Raw genomic sequence first — 15,888 nt, forward strand, 5'->3', positions numbered from 1 at the left:
GAAGGCAGGCCCGTCGCCCCAAGCAGGTTCGGACGCTTTCCGGGATCGATCGGCTCACCGTTGTCCTGATGGTGGCGGTGCCGACCCTGGTCGTGGTCGGGTTGGTGTGGGGGCCGGCGCTGGCGACGGTGCTGTTGTCGTTCACCGACTGGAACGGGATCGGGAACCTCGCCGACATCAACATGATCGGCTGGGAGAACTACCAGAACGCGACCACGAACTACCCGCCGTTCGGCCCGGCGGTCCAGCACAACGTGATCTGGCTGGTCGTGTTCTTCTTCGGACCGACCCTGCTGGGCATGGTGCTGGCGGTGATGCTCGACCGGGAGATCCGGGGCAGCCGCGTCTACCAGAGCATCTTCTTCATGCCGGTGGTGCTGTCCCTGGCCCTGGTCGGCTTCATCTGGCAGCTCATCTACTCGCGCGACCAGGGCCTGCTCAACACCGTCCTGGGCACCGACACCGACTGGTTCGGCGACCCGGACATCAACCTGTGGGCGGTGCTGGTCGCCGCCGGCTGGCGGCACACCGGCTACATCATGTTGCTCTACCTGGCCGGTCTCAAGGCCGTCGACCCGGCGCTGCGTGAGGCGGCGGCGGTCGACGGCGCCGGTGAGGTGCGCACGTTCCTGCGGGTCATCTGGCCGGTGATGCGGCCGGTGAACATCGTCATCCTGGTGATCACGGTGATCGAGTCGCTGCGGGCGTTCGACATCGCCTGGGTGATCAACAAGGGGCGCAACGGCCTGGAGCTGATCTCCACGCTGGTGACCCAGAACGTGATCGGCGAGGCGTCCCGGGTCGGCTTCGGCTCGGCGCTGGCCACCATCATGATCGCGTTCTCCACCGTGTTCATCGTGATCTACCTGGTCCAGGTCATGCGGGAGCGGCGATGACGACCGTCCACACCAGAGGCAGGCCGGTGCGGCCGGCGCGCGTGGTGCTACGCGTGTTCCTGACGGTGATGGCGTTGGGGTGGCTGTTCCCGATCGCGTGGGCGGTCTACAACTCGCTGCGCGACTTCGACTACACGTCGGTGAACGGCTACTTCTCCTTCGGTGGCTTCACCTTCGACAACTACCTGGAAGCCTGGACGCGCGGCAACTTCGGCCAGACCTTCTACAACACCGCCGTGATCGTCATCCCGTCGGTGCTGATCACGTTGCTGCTGGCGTCCTCGGTCGGGTTCGTGCTGGCGCGGTTCAGCTTCCCGTTCAACCTGACGTTGCTGGCGTTGTTCACGGCGGCGAACCTGTTGCCGCAGCAGGCGTTGCTGGTGCCGCTGTTCCGGCTGTTCCTCAACGTCGAGCTGCCCTACGAGGTCAGCGACTCCGGTTCGCTCTACGACACCTACGTCGCGGTGATCGCGGTGAACATCGCGTTCCAGACCGGGTTCTGCACGTTCGTGCTGAGCAACTACATGAAGACGTTGCCCAAGGAGCTGACCGAGGCGGCGCTGGTCGACGGCGCCGGCGTGCTGCGCCAGTACTGGCAGGTCGTGCTGCCGCTGTGCCGCCCGGCGCTGGCGGCGCTGGCGACCCTGCAGATCACCTGGGTGTACAACGACTTCTTCTGGGCTGTGGCGTTCATGCGCACCGGCGACAAGCTGCCGGTGACCAGCTCGTTGCAGAACCTGCGGGGCCAGTTCTTCACCGACTACAATCTGCTGTCGGCCGGCTCGGTGATCGTCGCGATCCCCACGCTGGTCATCTTCTTCCTGCTGCAACGCCACCTGCGTGCCGGCCTGACCCTGGGAGCGACCAAGGGATGACGATCGTCCACCTCGCCACGGACACCGTCAGTGTCGTGCTGGACGCGCGTGGCGGCCGGCTGCCGACGGTCGTCCACTGGGGAGCGCCGCTGGGCCCGCTGTCCGATGAGGACCTGGCGACGCTGGCGGACACGGTCGTCGGCCCGGCCGCCAACAGCGCGGTGGACGAGCCGGTCGGGGTGGCGCTGGTGCCCGAGGCGACCGCCGGTCACCCCGGCCGGCCGGGGCTGCGCGGCCACCGCGCCGGGCAGGCCTGGGTGTCGACGTTCCGGGTGGCCGACCTGCGGGTGGACGCCTCGTCGGTGACGGTCGTCGCCGAGGACCCGTACGCGTTGCTGCACCTGGAGATCACCGTCGAGCTGACCCCCTCGGGTGTGCTGCGGTTGCGGTCCGGGGTCGCCAACGACAGCGACGAGCCGTACACGGTGGACGGTCTGGAGGCGGCGCTGCCGGTGCCGGCGCACGCGGTCGAGCTGCTGGATCTGACCGGCCACTGGGCCCGTGAACGCCACCCGAACCGCCACCGGTTCGGCCTGGGTACCTGGGCGCGGGAGTCGCGGCGCGGGCGCACCGGGCACGACGCGACGCTGGCGCTGCTGGCCGGCACCGAGGGCTTCGGTTTCCGCCACGGCGAGGTGTGGGGCCTGCACGTCGCCTGGTCGGGCAACCACCTGACCTACGCCGAACGTCTCCCGGAGGGCGGCGCGGCGCTGGGCGGCGGCGAGCTGCTGGCCTCCGGCGAGGTGATCCTGGCGCCGGGCGAGGAGTACGTGTCGCCGTGGCTGTACGCGGCCTACAGCGGCCGGGGCATCGACGGGTTCAGTGCCGCGTTCCACGCGCACCTGCGCTCGCGCCCCGGGCATCCGGGCCGCCCTCGCCCGGTCGTGCTGAACACGTGGGAGGCGGTGTACTTCGACCACGACCTGGACCGGTTGCGCCGGCTGGCCGACGTGGCCGCGCGGGTCGGGGTGGAGCGGTTCGTCCTGGACGACGGCTGGTTCCGGCACCGCCGGGGCGACCACGCCGGGCTGGGTGACTGGTACGTCGACGAGACCGTGTGGCCCGACGGTCTTGGCCCGATCGTGGAGCACGTGCGGTCGCTGGGCCTGGCGTTCGGTCTCTGGGTCGAACCCGAGATGATCAACGAGGACTCCGACCTGTACCGCGCGCACCCCGACTGGGTGCTGGCGCCGGGCGACGGGTCGCTGCCGCCGCGCGCCCGCCACCAGCAGGTCCTGGACCTCAACGTCCCGCAGGCCTACGCGTACGTCCTGGAGCGTCTCGACGAGCTGTTGTCCGCCAACGACATCGCGTTCCTCAAGTGGGACCACAACCGTGACCTGGTGGCCGCCGGCCACGCCGGGCGGTCCGGGGTGCACGGCCAGACCCTGGCGGTCTACCGGCTGATCGACGAGCTGCGCCGCCGCCACCCGGGGGTGGAGATCGAGTCCTGTTCCAGCGGTGGCGCGCGGGTGGACCTGGAGATCCTGGAGCGCACCGACCGGGTGTGGGCCAGCGACTCCAACGACGCCCTGGAGCGCCAGACGATCCAGCGTTGGACGGCGTTGCTGCTGCCCCCGGAGCTGGTCGGCGCGCATGTCGGCCCGGCGACGGTGCACTCGTCGTGGCGCACCCAGCACCTGTCGTTCCGCTACGCGACGGCGTTGTTCGGCCACTTCGGTCTGGAGTGGGACATCTCCGCGCTGTCCGACCACGAGCTGGACGCCCTGTCGGCGGGAATCGCGTACTACCACCAGGTTCGCGACCTGCTGCACACCGGCGAACTCGTGCGTGCCGACCACCCCGACCCGTCCGCGTACGTGCACGGCATGGTGACCCGGGAGCGGGCCCTGTTCGCGTACGTGCAGCTCACGACGTCCGAGCGGTCGGTGCCGGCGGCGATGCGCCTGCCCGGCCTGGACCCGGACGCCCGCTACCAGCTGACCCCGGTCGCCCCGGTCGGCCAGCCGCTCACCATGGGCCGCGCGGGACCGGAGTGGGAGCCCAGGGTCCTCACCGGCCGGGCGCTGGCCGAGGTGGGGGTGCGCCCGCCGCTGCTGGCCCCGGAACAGGCGTGGCTGGTCGAGGTCAACATAATGACCGGATGACACCGGAGATCCGCCGGTTCCTGCCGGACGACGAGCCCGCGCTCTACGACATCTGCCTACGCACCGGCGACAGCGGCGAGGACGCGACCGCGCTGCACGAGGACCCGGCGCTGCTCGGCCACCTCTACGTCGGTCCCTACCTGTCCCTCGCGCCGGACCTGGCGTTCGTGGCCGAGGACGAGCACGGCGTGGCCGGCTACGTCCTCGGTGTCCGCGACACGCGGATCTTCGAGCACGAGTGCGACCGCGACTGGTGGCCGGACCTGCGTGAACGCTACCCGCTGACGACGTTCCCGCCCTCGGGCCGCGACGCCGGCCTGGTCCGCCTGATGCACGACCCGCCGCGCGCCGCCGACGAGGTGGTCGCGGAGTACCCCGCGCACCTGCACATCGACCTGCTGCCCCGCCTCCAGGGCCGAGGCTACGGCCGCCGCCTGATGGACACCCTGTTCACCGCGTTACGCGCGGCCCGGGTGCCCGGCGTGCACCTGGGCGTTGGGCTGGCCAACGAACGCGCCACGGCCTTCTACCACCACCTTGGCTTCACCGAGCTGCGCCGCGACCGCTGGGGCCTGACGCTGGTTCAGTACCTGTGAGGTGAGCGCCGCACCAGCGAGCGGATGGGGTTGTACTTGCCCGAGGTCGTCCGCCTGATCGCCGGCACCACCGCGATCGACACGTCGAACGAGCTGCCGAAGGTGTGCCGGAAGCTGGACGCGATGAGCGGGTTGGCGCTGGGCCGGTCGTAGTCCGGGGACACCACGAGCGCCACCTCGACGTCGCGGGTCGTGCGCTGGGTGACCTGGAACTCCTGGACGCCGAGTTGGTGGGTGAGGATCAGGTTGTAGGTCCAGTCCAGGATCTGCCCGGAGGGCACCTCGACGTCGTCGCGTCGCCAGAACGAGTCGTTCTTGCGCCCGACGAAGGTGTCCAGTACCGGGCCGTCGCGCCCGCAGCCGCACCGCCGCGCGCGCAGGGACGCCAGGTCGCCCTGGCGGTACCGGATGACCGGCATCGCCGCGTTGATGAGGCAGGTGCCGACGATCTCGCCGAGCTGCCCGGCCGGCAACGGCGTGTCGGCGGTGGGGGAGAGCACCTCGACGTACGAGGAGTCCTGGGTGAGGTGGTAGGTCTGGTGGCGGCACTGGTGGGCGATGCTCGACAGTTCCTCGGAGGAGAACTCGTCGTGGACCGCGCAGCCGAGTTGGTCGGCGAACTCGTCCCGCTCGGCCTGGAGCGACTGCTCGGAGTTGGTGATGACCGCCTGGAGCCCGGGGGCCGCGCCGCGCAGGTCGCCCAGCCGCAGCAGGTCCCGCAGGATCGACGGGTAGGCGGCGATCACGGTGGGCCGGGTGCGGGCGATGTGGTCGGTCATCTGGTGGGTCGGGCGCAGCGTCGGCAGGTGGGTGGTCCGGTACAGACCGCCGATCGAGGAGTACGGGTACTCGGAGGTGTAGATCAGCAGCTCCCGGTCCAGCGGCCCGTGGCCCGGCGCCATCTCCCTGATCATGCGCACGGCCTGGACGGCCTGGGTGGTCATCGCCTTCGCGTCCAGGTAGACCGACACCAGTTCACCGCTGGACCCGGAGCTTCTCGACACGAACAGGTGGTCCGGGTTTCGCCGGCGGTCGACCGCGCCGGTGCCGGACTCGATCAGTTCCTCCTTCGTCAGGACCGGGACCGACCGGAAGTCCTCCCAGGTTCTGACGTCGCGCGGGTGCACGCCGGCCGCGTCGTATTTCTTCCGGTAGAGGTCGGTGTGGTGGTAGGCGATGTCGAGGAGCCGCTGTATTCGCCGGAACTGCCAGGAAAGGATCTGTTCCTGGCCGCGGAAAGGGAAATCCCGGATGATTCGGTAACGGGTCGCGAATTCGAGGGCAAGACGAGCCTTTTCGGTTCTGGTGAACCTCCGCATCGTCGCCGTTCTCCTCTTTGTGTGGTCCACGGGAGGGCCGCGTGGGCGAGCAGGAGCACGCATCGATGCTACTGTAACTTCTTCGGTGGATCCCAGGATCTCTCTGGAGGGGCCTGCATGCCAAGCAAGATCATCGAGCTGGGGGACGGCACCCTCGTCGAGGTGGCGGCCGCGCCCGGCGAGTCGCGGGAAATCAGCGGTGGTTTCACCGAAAAGGTCAACTCGACGCTGGAGCAACTCCGGCCGGTTCTCGCGAAGGCCTGCGAACCCGTGCTGGAGATGTGCCGTGACTTGAAGGCCGACAACCGGATCGACTCGGCCGAGGTGGAGTTGGGCTTCAGCTTCGCGGCCGAGGGAAACCTGTTCATCGCGAAGGCGACCTCCAACGCCAGCGTCGTGGTGAAACTCCAGATCAAGAACTAGGACGCCACGTCATGTCGACCCCCGCGTGGGTGAACTCGATCGTTCGCCTGGCCAGCACCGACAACGCCAACACGCGCTTCGGGACCGGTTTCGTGATCCACTGCGACGCCACCTCCACCTACGTGATGACCTGTGCGCACGTCATCACGGCGGTCGGCGGCCCCGGCCAGCTCACCGTCGACGGCCAGCGGGCCCAGGTGATCGCCTCCGGCGAGGACGTCGACATCGACCTGGCCATCGCCCGCGTCGACGTGCCGCTGCACCGCGAACCGGTGATCCTGCAGGCCTCCGGCGTGCGCGGCACGGCGATCAGGACGGCGGGTTTCCAGCACGTCGTCGGCCGCGAGTACGTGATCCGCCAGATCAGCGGTGAGCTGGGCCGCCAGGTCGGCCTGGAGTCCCGCAGCCGCAACGCCCGCGTCGACGCCTGGGACATCACGGTCGACGACTTCGCGCTGCGCCCCGGCCAGAGCGGCTCGCCGATCATCGACGAGCGCAGCGGCGCGGTGGTGGGGATCCTGCGCATCGGCCACGGGGAGGGCGAACGCGGCCTGGCGGTGTCGGTGAAGGCGGTCCACGAGCTGTGGCCCAACCTCTCCTCGCTGTTCCTGGCCCAGGCGTCGCGGGAACGCCGCTACGTCGACTGGGGCAGCGCGCCGGACGTGGGCAACCTGTTCGGGCGGCAGACCGAGCTGACGACCCTGCGGAGCTGGATCGTCAACGACCGTTGCCGGGTCGTGACGATCGTGGGGCTGCGCGGCATCGGCAAGACCACCACGACGGTGGCGCTGTGCAAGGGTGTCACCGGCCGCACCGACCTGCCCTCCTCGTTGACCAGGGGCGTGCGCGACGACTTCGAACTGGTCATCTGGACGAGCCTGCTCAACGCGCCACCGCTCTCGGAGGTGCTGCACGGGGTGCTGGCGTTCGTGTCCGACCAGCAGGAGGTGTCGGCGTCGAGCACCGTGGCCGAACAGCTCGCCAGCCTGGGGCAGCAGCTGGAGCGCCACCGGTGCCTGCTGGTGCTGGACAACCTGGAGAGCATCCTGCGCAGCGGCGTGGACGAGGCCGGTGTCTACCGTGACGGCTACGAGACCTACGGCGACCTGATCCGGCTGTTCGGCACCTCGACCCACCAGAGCTGTCTGATCATCAACAGCCGGGAGAAGCCGGTCGACATCGCGTTGATGGAGGGCCGCAACCGCCCGGTCCGCGTCCTGGAGATCAGCGGTCTCGCCCACGACAGCGGGCGCAGGATCATGGACCAGATCGGCACCTTCTCCGGCTCGGGGACCGACTGGGCGGAGCTGATCGGCACCTACGGCGGCAACCCGCTGGCCCTGGAGCTGGCGGCCAAGCACATCGGCGAGGTCTTCTTCGGTGACATCGCGAAGTTCCTCGGCTCGGGCCGCCCGGTCTTCCACGACCTGCGCGACCTGCTGGACTGGCACCTGGACCGGCTCTCGGCGCTGGAGCGGGAGGTGATCTCCTGGCTGGCGATCGCCCGCGAGCCGATGATGCTCTCCGAGCTGGAGTCGAGCATCCTCAAACCGGACTCCCGCAACCGCCTTCCCTCGACCGTGCAGTCGTTGCAGCGCCGGCTGCCGCTGGTCCGCGCGTCGTCGCGGTTCGGCCTGCAACCGGTGCTCATCGAACACATCACCAACCGGGTCATCGGCACCGCCACCGACGACCTGCTCGCCGGCCGGCCCGGTGTTCTGGAGACCCACGCCCTGATGCAGGCGCTGGCCAGGGACTACGTGCGCGTGGCCCAGGTCCGGCTGATCGTGGTGCCGGTGCTCACCGCCCTGGGCAACGCCCTCGGTGGCCCGGACGAGGTGCGCCGCCACCTGGCCGACTACACCGCGACGCTGCGCTCCACCAGCGGCCGCAAACCCAGCTACGCGGCCGGCAACGTGATCAACCTGCTGTGCCAGTCCGACGACGTGGTGGCCGACAGCGACTTCTCGCACCTGGACATCCGGCAGGCCTACCTGCAGGAGGTCCGCCTGCACAACGTGAACCTCGCGCACTCCAACGTGGAGGACTCGGTGTTCACCCAGACCTACGGGCCGATCTCGGGCCTGGCGCTGAGCCCGGACGGCGAGCTGGTCGCCGGCAGCGAGTCCAACGGCGACATCCACGTGTGGCGGCTGTCGGACTTCGCGGTGGTCACGATCCTGCGCGGGCACGTCAACTGGGTGTTCGCGCTGGCGTTCAGCCCCGACGGCCGCACGCTGGCCAGCGGCGGGGAGGACAAGGTCATCCGCCTGTGGGACCTGGAGACCGGCAGTTGCGTCACCGAGCTGCGCGAGCACACCAACTCGGTGTGGGCGGTGGCGTTCAGCCCCAACGGGAAGGTGCTGGCGACCGGCAGTGAGGACCGCACGGTCCGGGTGTGGAACCTCGCCACGGCGACCGCGGTCGCCACGATGGCCGACCACCAGCAGAAGGTGTTCTGTCTGGAGTTCAGCCCCGACGGCCAGCGGCTCGCCAGCGCCTCGGCCGACCGCACGGTGAAGGTGTGGGACATCTACGACTGGGCCAGCCCGCGGACCCTCACCGGCCACGGCGGCCCGGTGCGGGGCGTGGCGTTCAGCCCGGACAGCCAGGTCGTGGCCAGTTGCAGCTGGGACCAGACCATCAAGCTGTGGAACGCCGACACCGGCGAGTGTTTCCAGACCCTGAGCCGGCACACCGACCCGATCCACGCTGTGGCCTTCCACCCCAGCGGTGAGCTGCTGGCCAGCAGCGGGGAGAGCGGCACGATCCGCATCTGGGACGTGCGCCGCCCGGAGCTGCTGACCTCGTTGCAGGGCCACGACGGCGAGGTGTGGAAGGTGGTGTTCTCCGCCGACGGCCAGACCCTGGTCAGCGGCGGCTACGACGGCGCCATGCGCGTGTGGGACACCCGCGACTGGAACTGCCGCAACACCTTGCAGGGCTACATCGACTGGGTGCAGGCGGTGGCGTTCCACCCGTCGGGCACGATGCTGGCGGCGACCAACGGCGACTTCTCGGTGCGCGTGTGGGACGTGGACAGTGGCGAGTGCCTCCAGCGGCTGGAGGCGCACACCGGCTGGATCTTCTCGGTGGCCTTCAGCCCCGACGGCCGACTGATGGCCACCGGCAGCGACGACCGGTCGATCAAGCTGTGGGACACCGACACCTGGCAGGTCGTGCGCACCCTGACCGGCCACGGGATGTGGGTGCAGGCGGTGGCGTTCAGCCCGGACGGCCGCACGCTGGCCAGCGGCAGCGACGACCACACGGTGAAGCTGTGGGACGTCGCCACCGGCGCGGACCCGCGCACCCTCGACGCGAACGGCGACGGCGTGTGGTCGCTGGCGTTCTCGCCGGACGGCACGATCCTGGCCAGCGCCAGCGAGGACTACACGGTCACCCTCTGGGACGTGGCCGGCGGGTCGCTGCTGCGGACGTTGACCGGGCACGAGGACCGGGTGCACGGGGTGTCGTTCCACCCCGACGGCCGGCGGCTGGTCACCTGCGGCGAGGACCGGACGGTGCGGGTGTGGGACGTCGCCACCGGTGCCTGCGACCGGGTGCTGACCGGGCACGAGTCCTGGGTGATGTCGGTGGTGGCGGAGGCCACCGGCCGCTACCTGTGGAGCGGCGGCATGGACAGGGTGCTGCGCGTGTGGGACAGCGACACGGGGGAGGAGGTGGCCGCGCTGGGTGGTCACACCGGCGGCGTCTGGTCGGTCGACCACAACGAGAGCCGCCAGTTGGTGGCCACCGCCGGCGAGGACGGGGCCGTGCGGCTGTGGGACGCGGAGAACCCGCGCTGTGTGAAGGAGCTTCGGCAGGTGAAACCGTACGAGAACACGAACATCTTCGGGGTTTCCGGTCTGACACCGGCGCAGAAGGCGTCCCTGCTGGTGCTGGGCGCCGCCGAGGTCCCCGACTCCCCGGCGGTGACCCACGACTACGCGAAGTACGCCGGGGAGTACTCGACGCTGGGGTTCAACGGAACCTACTACCTGGGTTTCCGTGACATTCCCCTGCTGATGGACAAGCACGTGCGGGGGCGCAAGGCGCTGGACTACGGCTGCGGCCCCGGCCGCTCGACCCGCTACCTCAAGCGCCTCGGTTTCGACACGGTCGGCGTCGACATCAGCTGGGACATGCTGCGGGAGGCGGCCCAGCAGGACGAGAACGGGGTGTACCAGCACATCCGCAGCGCCGAGCTGCCCTACGACAACGGCACGTTCGACGTGGTCTTCTCCAGTTTCGTGTTCCTGGAGGTGTCGTCGCGGGAGGAGATCGAGCGGATCGCGAAGGAGATCCGGCGGGTCCTGAACCCGAGGGGCCGGGTGGTCCTGGTCACCGGCGCCATCAACGGAATCCACGGCGACTGGGTCTCGTTCTCCTACGACTTTCCCGAGAACAGCGGCGAGATCGCCAGCGGCGGCATGGTGAAGCTCCAGATCAGCGGCACGTCGGTGATCCTCTACGACTACTACTGGGCCGACGACGACTTCCGTGGCGTGCTCGCCGAGGCCGGCCTGTCGGTGGTGGAACTGCACACGCCGATGGGCCGCGCCGACGACCCGATCGAATGGCGGGACGAGGCGCACAAGCCCTACATCGGGGTGTACGTGCTGGAGGCCGTTTGATGGACCCCCGGCACCTGGAGCTGCTGTCCCGGTTGGACGGTCCGTGGGTGGAGGACCCACTGCTGCTGCGCTCGGCGGAGCTGATGCGCCAGGTGGCCCTGGAGCGCTGTTCTTCCGACGGCCGGGAATCCACCGACGGCTGCCGCAGTTACCACGCCTGGTGGCAGTACTGGCGGGCGATCGGTCTGGTGTCCACTCCGGACTGGCACGTCGCGAACTACGCCGACGTGTTCGCCGGGGACCGGGACGCGCGGGTCCTGGTGTCGGGAACGGCCGACCACGGGGTGCTGCGGCACCTGGCGCAGGCCGGGGCGCGGGGCCCGATCGCGGTGCTGGACCTGTGTCCCACGCCGCTGGAGATGTGTTCCTGGTACGCGTCCGAGCACCTGCCCGGTCCGCTGTCGACCCACCGCGCGGACGTGCTGGCGGCGCCGTTCGGGGAGGCCGAGTTCGACCTGATCACCACCTACGCGTTCCTGTCCCGGTTCCCCGACCCGGTCAAGGAGCGGGTGGTGGCCGGCTGGCGCGCGATGCTGCGGCCCGGCGGCCGGGTGCTGACCACGATCCGGCTGGAGCCCGAGGTGCCGATGTCGGTGCCGGAACTGGACGAGCTGTCGCCACGACTGCTGGCGGCGGTCGACGATGGGGATCCCGGGATCCTGCACGAGGTCGCCGCCGCGTACGTGCGGTCGGGCAGCACGAGCCATCCGCTGCGGTCGGTGGAACACGCCCACGAGCTGTTCGCCGGCTTCGACGTGACCGTGGAGATCGGGGTCCTGAGGAACCGCTTCTACGAGGACCGCGACTACGCCGTCATCTCGGCGCGGCTGTAGGACGCCGGGGTCACGCGCCGGCGCGCACCAGGCCGCATTCGTAGGAGAAGATCACGGCCTGGACCCGGTCCCGGAGAGCGAGCTTGCTCAGGATGCGGCTGACGTGGCCCTTCACGGTGCCCTCGGTGAGGAACAGGCGGCCGGCGATCTCGGCGTTGGACAGGCCCCGGGCGATCAGTTCGAGCACCTCGCGTTCCCGCTCGGTGAGGACACGGAGCTCGGCCTCGGTGCGGGGCAGCGGGTCGCCGGAGGTGCCGATGTGGCGTTCGATCAGCCGCCGCGTGATCGGCGGCGCGACGATCGCGTCGCCCTTGGCCACCACGCGGATCGCGGACAGCAGATCCGCGGCGAGGGTGTCCTTGAGCAGGAACCCGCTGGCGCCGGCCCGCAGCGCGGAGTACACGTACTCGTCGAGGTCGAAGGTGGTGAGGATCAGGATGCGCGGTCCGTCCGGCAGCGACGCGCGGATGCGACGGGTGGCCTCCAGCCCGTCGACCTCGGGCATCCGGATGTCCATCAGGACGACGTCGGGCGTCGTGTCGACCGCGAGGACGGTGGCCGCGGCACCGTCCTCGGCCTCGCCGACGACCGCCATGTCCCCGGCGTTCTCCAGGATCATCCGCAGGCCGGCGCGGAGCAGGGCCTGGTCGTCGACCAGGAGCACATGGATCATGCGGTTTCTCCCGGTGTGAGGGGGATGCGGGCCCGCACGACATAGCCGCCGTCCGGCCCCGGGCCGGCGACCACCTCGCCGCCCAGCAGCGACACGCGTTCACGCATACCCCGGAGCCCGTTGCCGGTGCTGGTTGCGCCGGAGCTGGTGCCGGTGCCGTCGTCGCTGGCTTCGAGCCTCAGCTCGTCGTCCCGGTAGGACACCAGCACCTGGGCGCGGGCGCCCGCCCCGGCGTGCTTCATGGTGTTGGTCAGTGCCTCCTGGACGATCCGGTACGACGAGACGTCCACGCCGGCGGGCAGCGGTGGCGGTGACCCGTCGACGCGCAGCTCGACCGGGGTGCCCGCCCGCCGCACCTGGTCGACGAGGCTGGGCAGCTGGGCCAGGCCCGGCGTCGGCCGTGCGGAGTCGTCGACCTGTCCGGACGCGGACAGCACGTGACGGATGTCGGCGAGCGAGGCACGGCCGGTCGCCACGATGGTCTCCAGTGCGGTGAGGGTGTCCGAGGGGCGGGTGGCGAACGCGGCGGCGCCGCCCTGCGCCTGCATCACGATGACGGCCAGGCCGTGGGCCACCACGTCGTGCAGGTCGCGGGTGAGCCTGGCCCGCTCGGCGGCCGCCGCCAGCGCGGCCCGCTGGTCACGCTCACGTTCCAGGTCGCGCGCCCGCGCCCGGAGTTCCCCCAGGTAGGCCCGGCGGCTCCGCACCCCCCACCCGACCGCCCAGGCGACGACCACCAGGGAACCGAGGACGGGGATCCCGCCCCAGGCGGTCGGGCCCAGGGCCGCGGGTACCTCGCCGTGCCGCATCGGTACGTCGTCGTCGTGCGCCGGCTCCGGCGGCGGCCCGGTGGCCCCGGGCGGGCGTTCCTGTCCGCCGCCGAGGGGCCCGTCGTAGAGCCAGCCGTTGGGCTTGCCGTCGAGGGACACGTACACCGACCAGGCCGCCGCCACGGCGAGGGTGGCGCCGAGGACGGCGAGCGACACCGGGCGCCGTCGCGTGACGGCGATCGTGTAGAGGACGATGGGAACGGCCAGGTCGGCGGGCACCGGTCCGACCGCCAGCGCCATCCGGGCGACGACGGCGAGCGTCGCCACGGCGAGCGCCGGGATCGGCCACCGGCGGCGCACCGCCACGGCGGCGACGCAGAGCCCGACCAGGACCCAACGGGCCACCGGCTCCGGCAGCCACGGCAGGCCGGCGATCCACCCGCCGCTCACCGCCGGCGCGCCGGTACCCGCCCATGTGCCAACCAGCAGCAGGGCGGCGAGGGCGGCGTCCTGGACGCTCGGCCGGCGCGGGGCGCGCCACAGCGTCGCCAGGTGAGTTCTCATACAGGCGCCACCCTAGGCCGCCGCGCCGCCGGTCAGAACCCGTCGGAGGTCAGGGTCGGGAACATGACCAGGGACAGGCGCGCGGTCGACCCGCCAGCGCGCAGCCTGCTGACCCATGACAGGCATCTCCCGTGCCGCCCGCCACCGGGCGTTGAGCGCGGCACTTCCGTTGTTGGCCGTCCTGGGCCTGGTGCTGGCCGGCTGCGACGCCCCCTGGGCCGCGAAGTCCATGGAGTGGAAGCGGATCGTGCCCACGGCCGACTGCGACTGCGCTGACGGCAGCGAGTTCGCCTTCTGGGAACGGCGGGCCGACCCGACCAGGGTCGTGTTCTTCCTGAACGGCGGCGGCGTCTGCTGGGACGCGAACAGCTGTGCGTTCACGTCCACCGCCGGGGAGCAGGAGGGCGAGAGCGAGTTCTACGACTGGAACCTGAAGGGGACGAACCCGGAGAACCGGAGCGGGATGTTCGACGTCACCCGGTCGGACAACCCGTTCGCCGACCACTCGTTCCTCTACGTGAGTTCCTGTACCGGTGACGCGCATCTGGGCAACGTCTCCCAGAAGTACTCGGACACGTTGACCGTCGAGCACAACGGCTACGCGAACGGCACCGCCGCCGTGGACCACCTCGCCAGGAACTATCCGGACGCCACCGAGGTCGTCGTCATCGGCAAGACCGCCGGGTCGATCGCCGCCCCCCTCTACGGCGGGCTGGTCGCCGACCGGCTCCCGGACGCCCGGGTCACGGTGCTCGGCGGTCAGTCCGGTGCCTGGCCCGACAACCCCGACTTCAACACCGACGTCCTCGACGCGGCCTGGGGCGCCTACGACACGATGCCCGACTGGGCCGTCCGGGGACTCACCGCCCGGGAGTGGGGCGTCCCCAGGTTCTGGACCCAGGCCGGCCGGCACGACCCCGACCTCGTGCTGTCCCGGTTCGACTACGCCCACGACCCGAACGCCGCCGTCGAGATCACCGAATGGGAACACGGTGACTCGCCGAGCCTCGACCCCGTGCCGGGCTTCGACGAGCTGGCCGTCATCGACGCCAACGAGCGGGCCATCGAAGCCGGGGGCGTGAACCTGCGCAGCTACACCGCGCCCGGTAGCGGCCACGGCATCTTCGAGCACAAAACCTTCTACGAGATCGAGGTCGACGGCACCCGGCTGGTCGACTGGCTCGACGCCCTGGTCACCGATGACCCACCCGAGGACGTCCACTGCACCGAGTGCGGTTCGTAGCGGTGTCCGGGCACGGCCGCGATCAGGTGGTGCGGAGGTGGTGGACGAAGCGATGGAGTGCCGTGGGGGTGAGAAGGACGATCGGGCCGGTGGGGTTCTTGGAGTCCCGTGCGGCGGCGTGGTGACCGTCGTTGGCGATCTCGACGCATTCGCCGTTGGCACTGCTGTGGGAACTCTTCCGCCAGGCGGCATCGGGGACGTGGTCATCGGACTTTCTCCCTCAGACCGCGGGCGAGTCCGCGGCGGGTCCGTCGAGTGTGGTCCACGCGCCGCTGTTGGCATGGATCGTCTACGCCGCCGACTGATCACGGGGAACAGCCCGATGATCATCGAGCAGACGTGAGAGTCGTGCGGTCGGCGCGCGACGCGCTGCGGGCATTCTACGACCGGTCGCGGAACCACTCGCGGACGTGGTGATCGATGCAGATCTGCGGAAACCGCCAGAAGGCCCGCGCCTGGCGGGAGCGCACGGGCCACTGACGCACCTCAACGGGTGAGTGCGAAATCTCCCCACAGGAAGGAATGCCCCGAATAGAAGTGGTCAATCGCGAATCCCGTGAACGCGGTCACGACGCCTCCGGAGCAGGTCACGCCCTGGTACTCGGCGTGAAACTCCGTCCAGAGGATCATCGACTCCGGCGGAGCCGGGATATTCCACCTCAGCCGGTCCAAAATCACCGCCCCGCCGGAGGACGCGGTTCCTTCCAGTTCGGTGGTCACCCTGAGTTCGCCGGCCGCATCCAGTGTCACCTCGATGGACATCGGAAGGGTGCCGCCGGCCAGGTCCGGGACGAAGTCGCCGTGGAAGCTGCCGAGCCACTGCTGCTCCGTGGATCCGCACACCGGCTCCGCCTGGGCGAACGTCGGCGCCACCAACAACAGGGACGCCAAGGCGGCGACCACGGAAATGATGAGTCTGGTTCTCAAAAGATACTCCCGTCGTGTCGACAA

General features: G+C 70.2%; 12 protein-coding genes and 2 pseudogenes. 9 read left to right on the forward strand and 5 right to left on the reverse strand.

The annotated features are described in order from the left end of the window. The first annotated feature begins 68 nt into the window (after positions 1-68). The 4 genes from BLA60_RS32985 to BLA60_RS33000 are packed head-to-tail and all read left to right on the forward strand — an operon-like array spanning position 69 to position 4,475. Positions 69-896, forward strand: coding sequence for a carbohydrate ABC transporter permease (locus tag BLA60_RS32985; protein WP_075136960.1), 828 nt, complete (start codon positions 69-71; stop codon positions 894-896). Next, complete coding sequence (locus BLA60_RS32990; RefSeq protein ID WP_075136961.1) at positions 893-1,771, forward strand: carbohydrate ABC transporter permease; 879 nt, start codon at positions 893-895, stop codon at positions 1,769-1,771. The genes BLA60_RS32985 and BLA60_RS32990 overlap by 4 nt, the downstream gene beginning before the upstream one ends. Then, a complete protein-coding gene (locus BLA60_RS32995) occupies positions 1,768-3,879 on the forward strand; it encodes an alpha-galactosidase (RefSeq protein WP_075136962.1) in 2,112 nt (703 codons plus the stop codon). The genes BLA60_RS32990 and BLA60_RS32995 overlap by 4 nt, the downstream gene beginning before the upstream one ends. Then, positions 3,876-4,475, forward strand: a complete 600-nt coding sequence (locus tag BLA60_RS33000) for a GNAT family N-acetyltransferase (protein ID WP_075136963.1) — start codon at positions 3,876-3,878, stop codon at positions 4,473-4,475. The genes BLA60_RS32995 and BLA60_RS33000 overlap by 4 nt, the downstream gene beginning before the upstream one ends. Here BLA60_RS33000 and BLA60_RS33005 read toward each other — a convergent pair. Then, a complete protein-coding gene (locus BLA60_RS33005) occupies positions 4,463-5,794 on the reverse strand; it encodes a phenylacetate--CoA ligase family protein (RefSeq protein ID WP_075136964.1) in 1,332 nt (443 codons plus the stop codon). The two genes, BLA60_RS33000 and BLA60_RS33005, sit on opposite strands and share 13 nt — an antisense overlap. Before the next feature lie 117 nt (positions 5,795-5,911). Here BLA60_RS33005 and BLA60_RS44365 point away from each other — a divergent pair, with 117 nt between their 5' ends. From BLA60_RS44365 to BLA60_RS33020, 3 genes are read left to right on the forward strand one after another with little or no spacing between them, the layout of a single operon-like run. Next, on the forward strand, positions 5,912-6,217 hold the full coding sequence (locus BLA60_RS44365; RefSeq protein ID WP_075136965.1) for a CU044_2847 family protein: 306 nt from the start codon (positions 5,912-5,914) through the stop codon (positions 6,215-6,217). Between the two features lie 11 nt (positions 6,218-6,228). Continuing rightward, the gene (locus tag BLA60_RS33015) at positions 6,229-10,854 is read left to right on the forward strand and encodes a WD40 domain-containing protein (protein ID WP_075136966.1); all 4,626 of its coding nucleotides are present in this window, start codon (positions 6,229-6,231) and stop codon (positions 10,852-10,854) included. After that, positions 10,854-11,687 carry a class I SAM-dependent methyltransferase gene (locus BLA60_RS33020; protein WP_075136967.1) on the forward strand — a complete coding sequence of 278 codons (834 nt, stop codon included), beginning with the start codon at positions 10,854-10,856 and terminating at the stop codon, positions 11,685-11,687. The genes BLA60_RS33015 and BLA60_RS33020 overlap by 1 nt, the downstream gene beginning before the upstream one ends. Before the next feature lie 10 nt (positions 11,688-11,697). Here BLA60_RS33020 and BLA60_RS33025 read toward each other — a convergent pair whose 3' ends face one another. Both BLA60_RS33025 and BLA60_RS33030 read right to left on the reverse strand, forming a co-directional pair. Beyond that, a complete protein-coding gene (locus BLA60_RS33025) occupies positions 11,698-12,360 on the reverse strand; it encodes a response regulator (protein WP_075136968.1) in 663 nt (220 codons plus the stop codon). Beyond that, positions 12,357-13,694, reverse strand: a complete 1,338-nt coding sequence (locus BLA60_RS33030) for a sensor histidine kinase (protein WP_075136969.1) — start codon at positions 13,692-13,694, stop codon at positions 12,357-12,359. Before BLA60_RS33030 ends, BLA60_RS33025 begins: the two co-directional genes overlap by 4 nt. A gap of 115 nt (positions 13,695-13,809) precedes the next feature. Here BLA60_RS33030 and BLA60_RS33035 point away from each other — a divergent pair, with 115 nt between their 5' ends. After that, positions 13,810-14,937: a pectin acetylesterase-family hydrolase gene (locus tag BLA60_RS33035; protein ID WP_075136970.1), complete on the forward strand. Its 1,128-nt coding sequence runs from the start codon at positions 13,810-13,812 to the stop codon at positions 14,935-14,937. A gap of 22 nt (positions 14,938-14,959) precedes the next feature. Here the strand turns inward: BLA60_RS33035 and BLA60_RS33040 are convergent. Next, positions 14,960-15,115: pseudogene (locus BLA60_RS33040) on the reverse strand (DUF397 domain-containing protein); the annotation flags it as partial. A 179-nt stretch (positions 15,116-15,294) separates the two neighbouring features. On the opposite strand from BLA60_RS33040, the pseudogene BLA60_RS45855 reads away from it, so the two are divergent. Continuing rightward, a pseudogene (locus BLA60_RS45855) lies at positions 15,295-15,417 on the forward strand (CGNR zinc finger domain-containing protein); the annotation flags it as partial. Positions 15,418-15,423: 6 nt separating this feature from the next. Here BLA60_RS45855 and BLA60_RS33045 read toward each other — a convergent pair. After that, entirely contained in the window at positions 15,424-15,840 is a 417-nt protein-coding gene (locus BLA60_RS33045; protein WP_075136971.1) for a hypothetical protein, read from the reverse strand. Between the last annotated feature and the right edge of the window lie 48 nt (positions 15,841-15,888).

This window comes from Actinophytocola xinjiangensis, from assembly GCF_001921215.1.
In the GTDB taxonomy this organism is placed as follows: domain Bacteria; phylum Actinomycetota; class Actinomycetes; order Mycobacteriales; family Pseudonocardiaceae; genus Actinophytocola; species Actinophytocola xinjiangensis.

What these genes read in the sequence shown, in the direction of transcription:
- BLA60_RS32985 (WP_075136960.1), top strand. Translation starts at nt 69, where the DNA reads ATGGTGGCGGTGCCGACCCTGGTCGTGGTCGGGTTGGTGTGGGGGCCG.
- BLA60_RS32990 (WP_075136961.1), top strand. Translation starts at nt 893, where the DNA reads ATGACGACCGTCCACACCAGAGGCAGGCCGGTGCGGCCGGCGCGCGTG.
- BLA60_RS32995 (WP_075136962.1), top strand. Translation starts at nt 1,768, where the DNA reads ATGACGATCGTCCACCTCGCCACGGACACCGTCAGTGTCGTGCTGGAC.
- BLA60_RS33000 (WP_075136963.1), top strand. Translation starts at nt 3,876, where the DNA reads ATGACACCGGAGATCCGCCGGTTCCTGCCGGACGACGAGCCCGCGCTC.
- BLA60_RS33005 (WP_075136964.1), bottom strand. Translation starts at nt 5,794, where the DNA reads ATGCGGAGGTTCACCAGAACCGAAAAGGCTCGTCTTGCCCTCGAATTC.
- BLA60_RS44365 (WP_075136965.1), top strand. Translation starts at nt 5,912, where the DNA reads ATGCCAAGCAAGATCATCGAGCTGGGGGACGGCACCCTCGTCGAGGTG.
- BLA60_RS33015 (WP_075136966.1), top strand. Translation starts at nt 6,229, where the DNA reads ATGTCGACCCCCGCGTGGGTGAACTCGATCGTTCGCCTGGCCAGCACC.
- BLA60_RS33020 (WP_075136967.1), top strand. Translation starts at nt 10,854, where the DNA reads ATGGACCCCCGGCACCTGGAGCTGCTGTCCCGGTTGGACGGTCCGTGG.
- BLA60_RS33025 (WP_075136968.1), bottom strand. Translation starts at nt 12,360, where the DNA reads ATGATCCATGTGCTCCTGGTCGACGACCAGGCCCTGCTCCGCGCCGGC.
- BLA60_RS33030 (WP_075136969.1), bottom strand. Translation starts at nt 13,694, where the DNA reads ATGAGAACTCACCTGGCGACGCTGTGGCGCGCCCCGCGCCGGCCGAGC.
- BLA60_RS33035 (WP_075136970.1), top strand. Translation starts at nt 13,810, where the DNA reads ATGACAGGCATCTCCCGTGCCGCCCGCCACCGGGCGTTGAGCGCGGCA.